Genomic DNA, 7638 nt, shown 5'->3' on the forward strand with positions numbered 1-7638 from the left:
TGCAAGTCCCCGCCCCCTCAATAGGCACAGACCTTACACTCTGCAGTGGCACAGGGGGTGATATCACCTGTAGCGGCATTGCGCAATATATTACCGTCGTCTACGAATGGCTCATCCGCCTTGTTATTGTCTTAGGCGTTGCCACGCTCACATTGGCGGGATATTTCTGGATGACTGCCCGAGGAGATAAAAAACAAACAGAAAAAGCTCTTACCATGGTTAAGAATACGCTCTGGGGTATTGTGTTGGCACTTGGCTCCTATGCGTTACTATGGGCAATCAATCCAAACCTTGTACAGCTTGGAACGCTAAACCTTGGGAAAAAGATTCAAGAAGAAACATTAGTAATCGATGAACAAGACCTTATACAGAACGATATCCCCGACCCCGGAATTTCTCCTGGCGCCACGGCTCCTCCTGGTGCGAGTGGGCCGGGCTCGGGGGAACCCGGAAGAAGCAATGTGCCCTATTATAACCAAGCACAAGCTCCATGGGGTCCCATTCCTAATCCTCGCACCGGAACAACGGTGCGGGCAGGCGGATGCGGCATAACATCCTATGCAATGATTGCAAAATATTACGGAAAAAACGTTACGCCGCTTGATGTTTTTAATTTGAACGGACGTGATAATACCACGGATTTTAATAAATTCAAACGAATGTCTCAACTTGGCCTTAATTTTAAAATGATAAATAATTTTACAGAAGCTGATCAACTTATAAAAGGGGGTAAGCCAATTATTCTTCGAACGGGACATCCAAAATTTACTTCAGCGCTCCATTTCATTGTTATAACGGGATTTGATGGAAATAATTACCTCATTAACGATCCTGGACATCGAGCTAATACTACTGCAACAAGGGAAGAAATTACTAACGAAGCAAAGTATTATGTATATCTCTACCCGTAATAGACTACTCAAGCACGTACTCGCTTTTAGTATCTTTTTTTTCTTCTTTTCCACAAGTGCGGTTTTCGCCGATGTTACCTACAAACTGCAAGTACCCCTCCCTAATTATCCACAAAGCTCGATCGACCTTTGCACGGGAAGCAGTAGTATTGAGTGTTCAGGAATAGCGCTGTATATTAAGCTTGTTTATGAGTGGCTTATCAGACTTGCTATTGTGCTTGGCGCAGCCGCACTGGTGATCGCCGGCCTGCTCTGGCTGACTGCTGCCGGCGATTCCAAGCGCGTAGATTCTTCAAAATCAATCATCAAAAACACTCTCCTCGGTCTTGTACTGGCATTTGGATCCTATGCGCTCCTGTGGACGATCAATCCGAATTTGGTTGAATTTCAGGGACTATTACTTGGGAAAAAAATTGAAGCACAAGAACTTAAGATTGAGATCGAGGAAGACGCTGGCGCTGATATTATAAATCCAGGCGATCCACCGCCTCCAAGTAGCGTATCCGGCTTGAGCGGCCTTTCAAGACCATCATGGGATCATGCTTCATTTAATTGCAGTAGTCCTCCTCCGCCCTGTTGCGTGCTCGATCCGTCAATGACTGCTGTAATACCAACATATTCTAATGTCACCAACCCAAATGGGCATTCATATCATAAAGACCTTATTCCTGCGATACAACGACTCAATGAAACAGCAAAACAGATAAGCCAACAAGATGGTAAAAAATATACAATACAAATTAGCTCTGGTTACCGTCCATTTCAAAAACAAGTTGATATCTGGTGCGGTAGGTCAGGAAATTGTAAAAGTCAGCATCCCAATACGGCTGATCGTAAGGGGTACTGCGCCGTTCCTGGAGGATCAAATCATGGGCATGGCATCGCCCTTGATGTGGGTCTCTTGGTAAATGGCAGCAATCCCGGCTTATCATACGGCTCAAATTCCCAATGCGGATCATCACGCCACTATATTGCAAAGCTCGCACAAATATTTTTTGCATCAGATCCACAATGGAAGCGATACGAAAAAGAAATTTGGCATTTTGAGTACAATCCTACGACTCCATCGCGCGGGCCCTACACCGGACTTCCATCAAAATGCGGCGGATGATAAAAAGTATGAATACCAAATGCATAGTAAAAAAAATTGTTGTCTTTGCATATTGCTTCATCGTGCTATTCAGCATTAGCATCAGTAGCGCATATGCAGGGGTTTCCTATACCTTTCAAGTCCCCTTTCCGGGACTCTCGGAAACAATCCAGCTCTGCGAAGCAAATCAGGCATTGCTGTCGTGCGGCGGCATTACCAAATACATAGTTGCCGTTTATGAATGGATCATTAAGCTTGCTGTCGTACTCGCCGTACTTATTGTTACCCTTGCGGGACTCCGCTGGATGTTTGCACGCGGTGATACCGGCGCCATTACTGAGGCGCGAAAAATGATTTCGAACACATTCATCGGACTTGTGCTTGCATTCGGATCCTATGTATTCCTCTTTGCAATCAATCCTAAGCTTGTAACATTCGGACCCATGGGATTAGCTGCGATTGAACGGGAAGAATTGGAAATTGAACAAACACCCATTGAAAGTCCAAATTTTGAAGAAATTCAACAAACACCCATTGATGTGCCTGGTGGCATCAAAGACCGCATTAATCAAAATATGGCTCTTTATAAACAAGTGGCGCAAATGACAAATATTCCATGGGAGCTTATTGCGACGACTCATTATCAGGAAGCCGGAAACAGAGGTGACAAATCAATATTAAACGGTTTTGCAATATGCAACGCTTCTGATTCAAAGTGTCCGGAATGTGCAAGCGGAAAAACGCAATTAAACGATGCTCGTTGCGCGGCTCGCGTCATGAAAGAAAAGGCTCAAGAAAGATACCCATCATTTTCAAACTATACAGATCGATCAACAACATTTGCATTAACAGAGGCGACAAATGACGGAACAGACTCTCATGGCGCTATTGCAAATATCTTATTTCGATATAATGGTGTTTGCCCACATAAATCTCTCGAGGATTTGTCAGTACGCGGAACATGTCTCAATGTCGATGAATCGGCATATGTCATGAATAATTTTTCAGCAGATCCGCGATACCAGCGCATGGGTTTCGCCGGATATGTTGCAAATGATTGTAAGCCCGGTTGTACTGTTTTTAAGCATTGGTCAACCGATGGCGGCTTACGTTTTTTTCAACGTCTAAAGAATCCGGCGAATTTTGACGGAACTGGAAAGCTCGTTAAGATGGATTGATCAGTGATGATACTTAATCTATGGCAAAAATAACAACCCTCTTTGCTTGTTCCAACTGCGGCGCCCAAAGCCAAAAATGGTCCGGGCGCTGCCTTGACTGCGGCCAATGGGGAACGCTTCACGAGGAGTCGAAAGGCGCAGTTGAACAAAAAAAACAGCACAACGCACTATCGGCGGATGCAATTCCGCTTTCTACGATCGAAATGCATGCAGTCCCCCGCCTGCAAACAGGAATTGAAGAGTTTGACCAGGTGCTCGGCGGAGGCATTGTGCCCGGAAGCTTTATTCTCCTTGGCGGAGAGCCGGGGATTGGAAAATCTACCCTTTTAGCGCAGCTATCGCTTGCGCTTCCTTCTACACTAGAACGCCCCATCCTCTATGCATCAGGTGAGGAATCCGGTCAGCAAGTGAAGATGCGCTACGAACGCCTGCAACAAAAGAGTTCGTCCACTGACTCAATTTTGTTTATTGGAGAAACGGATGTCGATAAAATATGCGGCAGCATTCGCAAAGAGCATCCTCTTCTTGCTATTGTAGACTCTATCCAAACTGTCCACACCAACGATATTCAAAATGAAGCGGGAAGCATCACGCAAGTGCGGGCGTGTACGGTCAAACTTTTGGAGACAGCAAAGCAGACGGGTAGTGCCGTCATTATTACTGGACATGTCACAAAAGAAGGTATGGTTGCCGGCCCTAAAACACTCGAGCATCTTGTCGATACCGTCCTCTACCTTGAGGGCGACCAAAACCATTATTACCGCCTTCTTAAGACAGCTAAAAACCGTTTTGGCTCAACCAATGAACTTGGTGTATTTGAAATGAGCGACAAAGGGCTATGCGAAGTCAAAAATCCAAGCCAAGTGTTTATATCCCATGACGAATCAGGGATAGCAGGCACAACCACTTCTGTCGTTTTGGAGGGCAGTCGTGCATTTCTTATTCAAATACAGGCATTATGCTCAAAAACATATTTTGGATACCCGCAACGGCGTGCTGTTGGCTTTGACACAAACCGCATGCAGCTTTTGATTGCCGTTTTATGCAAACGCTACGGACTCAATCTCGGCGATCAGGATATTCATCTTAACGTCGTAGGCGGATTCAAAATATCGGAAACAGCCGTAGACTTGGCAGTATGTGCAAGTATCATATCCGCATACCAGAACAAAATAATTCCAACAAAAACGATTATTATTGGTGAAGTTGGCCTCTCAGGTGAAGTACGCCCCGTCTATCTTCTCGAAAAAAGACTCAAAGAAGCGGAAAAGTTAGGATTTACCCACGCGATTATTCCAAAATCGGTAAAGCCCATTTCTTCAAAAATGGAACTTCGGCACATCAAACACATCAAAGAGTTAGAATTCTAGCTCATTATTCCAGCCTTATTTCTTTTTGATATTCGTTGAGCTGATGCAAAACATGTGGGTATGCATCGATGTCATCTATCATTTCTTGTGCCGCTTGCCGGGCTTTTTGAATCAAACCATAATCAGCTAATGATGCTATTTTCAAATCAGGCAATCCCGATTGCCGATATCCATACAATTCACCGGAACCCCGAAGCTTCAAATCTTCTTCAGCCAGTGCAAATCCGTCGCTACACGATACCATTACTTTCAATCGCTGTGTTTCTTGCTTACTTTCGTCTGTTGGAAGCAAAAAACAATACGCCTGGTGGCTGGACCGCCCAATCCGGCCACGAAATTGATGCAGTTGAGCTAAACCAAATCGCTCCGCTCCCTCAATCATCATAATAGTCGCATTGGGAATATCAATACCGACTTCGATAATCGATGTAGCAACAAGGATCGAAATGCGCCCTTCTGAAAAATCGCGCATGACCTTTTCTTTTTTATCGCTGTGCATTTTCCCATGAATAAACCCCAATGCACAATCGCGAAATGTAGAATCTTTGAGGCGCTTGTACTCCTGTGTCACAGATCGAATACCAAGAGAATCTGAAGGATCAATAAGCGGACAGAGAATAAATGCCTGCCGTCCGAGAGAAATCATTTTTTTCACAAATGTATAGGTCCATTCACGATAGCGCGCCGGCACACATTTTGTAATAACTTTTTTTCTTCCAGGAGGCATCTGATCGATAATCGAAAGGTCGAGATCTCCAAATACCGTAAGCGCCAACGACCTCGGAATGGGAGTTGCCGTCATAAGCAGCAAATGCGGCATGCACTCTGCCATATTTTTATCTCTCAAGTACTGCCGCTGCCTTGTGCCAAAACGATGCTGTTCATCAATAACTATCAATCCTATTTTTTTAAAACACGCGTCTTCTTCCAATAATGCATGGGTTCCGATGATTATGTCTATTTCGCCAAGTACAATAGATTGAGTAAGTGCTTTTTTTCTTCTACTATCCGACATAGATGCATCGCACGACTGTCTGTTAGAAGCAGCATAATGCGAAGTAAGTAATGCGATACGCATTCCAAATCCTCCTATTAGACCACATAATGTTTCAAAGTGCTGCCGGGCCAATAGCTCTGTAGGAGTCATGCATACTGCCTGATATCCGGATGTAGCGCAATGAAGAAGCGCAGCGGCTGCCACAACCGTTTTGCCAGACCCAACATCCCCCTCAAGGAGACGATTCATCGGGGATTCGCGTTGCATGTCGCCCAGTATTTCATCAAGTGCTTTTTGCTGCGACGCCGTTAGCGAAAAGGGCAATGACGTTATAAATGTATTTTGTAAATCGATAGTTACTGATATCCGTGGTGCTACAGCAAGCGAATGGTTTTTTCGAGACTGCAGAGATATCAGCTGTAAAAGCAGTAGTTCATCGAACTTTAAGCGTTGTCGCGCAGCATCCCATGTGCTTAGATTGCTTGGAAAATGTATCTCACGCAAGGCATCTGAGTATCCCATCAGGCCTTCACGTTGCAGTATTACCAACGGAATCCACTCCTCAATTGTTGGCAGATATCGATCGAGTACTTGCTTTACAAGCGATCTGAAAACTTTCTGTGACGCTGATTCGCCAAGTGAATAGATGGGGACGCACCGTCCGGTATGGATTGCTTCATGCTCGCTGGATATTTTTTCATACGCCGGACTTATAAGCTGCAAATCAAGGTATTGATCGCTTGCTTTGCCTGCCAAATAAACAGCATCCCCGCTCTTGAGATTTTTACTAAGAAACGGTTGATTAAACCAAATGGCCTTGATACTCCCCGATGCATCTGAAATGAGAGCTTCGGTAATTATTTTTCGCGTACGCGGTGAACGGCGATTTCCAATAAGCTGGATTGTTCCCGAAAGTGTCACCTGCATGCCGGGGCGGATATCGGCAATGGGAATACTTGTGGAAAAATCATCAATACGGTAAGGAAAAAAATGCAATAAATCGCGGCATGTCGCGATGCCCCGTTTTTTAAGAATATTTTTGTAGCGCGCGCCCCATGCGCCTAATTGCGAGATGGGTGCGTCAAGATGTGTCATACTTGTCTTTTCACTGCACCCGCCAGGAATCGAACCTGGATCACAAGCTCCGCAAGCTCGCATTCTATCCTTTGAACTACGGGTGCAAAGAAAAAACAATCACGCCGATTATAAATCGAATGGTTCTAGCGTATTATATTTTGAGAAAACGCGCAAGGCTTTCCCACATGTTCTCGTGTTTGTTTCCCTCGTGCTCGTCCATAAAATTCAGCAAATACAACCGAACGCTATTGGGGTCAACAGTGTGCATTCTTACAGGAAACTCTGAATGCCACCCTCTTTTTTTATGGAGATAGAGCACATACTGCTCATTTGGAGTTTCGACAATACGGAAACGGTCAAGATCATTAAAATCATAGCGTTTGTCACCAAGTACAATACCTTCTTCATCGATTGCACAGGTAATAATTTGTGGCTGGTAGTAGTGCCTCAAAAACAAAATGATTGCCGTCAGGGTGACAATAATGCCAAACAAAAAATTCTGGCTCCAATAACTATAAATAATAAGGAGACCAACAACAACACCGGCTACTATATACCATAGCGTACCGCGATCGTATTGTTCGTATTCCGGAATATCCCAAGAGTATGCTATTGTTCGGGGCATAGGAGTTATATCTTCATAGGTAGTATATCACCCCTAGCCCCCAGCAACAATAGAATCTAGGAAAGATGCTTTGAAACAAGCTTGGTCATTTCAAACATACTCACACTGCCCTTACCTGCAAATACCTTTTTCAAATTGGCATCTGCATTGATGTTGCGTTTATTGGCAGCATCCTGAAGATTGTTCTTCTTGATATACTCCCAAAGTTTCTTTACAACTTCAGAACGAGGCATTGGGCCTTTACCCACAACTACAGCCAAATCGCTACTGATGTTCATTGGCTTCATAAACGCTGAATTTTTCTTTTCCATACATTCAGGCTATTAATTAATATTTAGTATAGCATAGTTTCCTTCGGTGTTTCTTAAACAAAGTTCGAACCTTTTTCGA

General features: G+C 44.3%; 7 protein-coding genes and 1 tRNA gene. 4 read left to right on the forward strand and 4 right to left on the reverse strand.

From position 1 onward, the window contains the following. The 4 genes from AAB400_02600 to radA all read left to right on the forward strand — a co-directional run. A partial coding sequence (locus AAB400_02600) for a C39 family peptidase (GenBank protein ID MEK7648788.1) occupies window positions 1–911 on the forward strand: 911 nt, incomplete at its 5' end. Continuing rightward, window positions 892–2022: a D-alanyl-D-alanine carboxypeptidase family protein gene (locus tag AAB400_02605; protein ID MEK7648789.1), complete on the forward strand. Its 1131-nt coding sequence runs from the start codon at window positions 892–894 to the stop codon at window positions 2020–2022. The genes AAB400_02600 and AAB400_02605, both read left to right, overlap by 20 nt. Window positions 2023–2030: 8 nt before the next feature. Next, complete coding sequence (locus AAB400_02610) at window positions 2031–3179, forward strand: pilin (GenBank protein MEK7648790.1); 1149 nt, start codon at window positions 2031–2033, stop codon at window positions 3177–3179. Between the two features lie 20 nt (window positions 3180–3199). Next, entirely contained in the window at window positions 3200–4549 is a 1350-nt protein-coding gene (gene radA / locus AAB400_02615) for a DNA repair protein RadA (GenBank protein MEK7648791.1), read from the forward strand. Window positions 4550–4553: 4 nt separating this feature from the next. Here radA and recG read toward each other — a convergent pair whose 3' ends face one another. The 4 genes from recG to AAB400_02635 form a co-directional block, all read right to left on the reverse strand. Beyond that, the gene (gene recG, locus AAB400_02620; GenBank protein ID MEK7648792.1) at window positions 4554–6641 is read right to left on the reverse strand and encodes an ATP-dependent DNA helicase RecG; all 2088 of its coding nucleotides are present in this window, start codon (window positions 6639–6641) and stop codon (window positions 4554–4556) included. Window positions 6642–6655: 14 nt separating this feature from the next. After that, window positions 6656–6727: transfer RNA gene (locus tag AAB400_02625), tRNA-Arg, on the reverse strand. A 47-nt stretch (window positions 6728–6774) separates the two neighbouring features. After that, complete coding sequence (locus tag AAB400_02630; protein ID MEK7648793.1) at window positions 6775–7248, reverse strand: hypothetical protein; 474 nt, start codon at window positions 7246–7248, stop codon at window positions 6775–6777. 56 nt (window positions 7249–7304) lie between these two features. Further along, window positions 7305–7559, reverse strand: coding sequence for an SWIB/MDM2 domain-containing protein (locus AAB400_02635; protein MEK7648794.1), 255 nt, complete (start codon window positions 7557–7559; stop codon window positions 7305–7307). Between the last annotated feature and the right edge of the window lie 79 nt (window positions 7560–7638).

The organism is Patescibacteria group bacterium (assembly GCA_038065255.1).
GTDB lineage: Bacteria > Patescibacteriota > Patescibacteriia > JACQRZ01 > JACQRZ01 > JBBTRI01.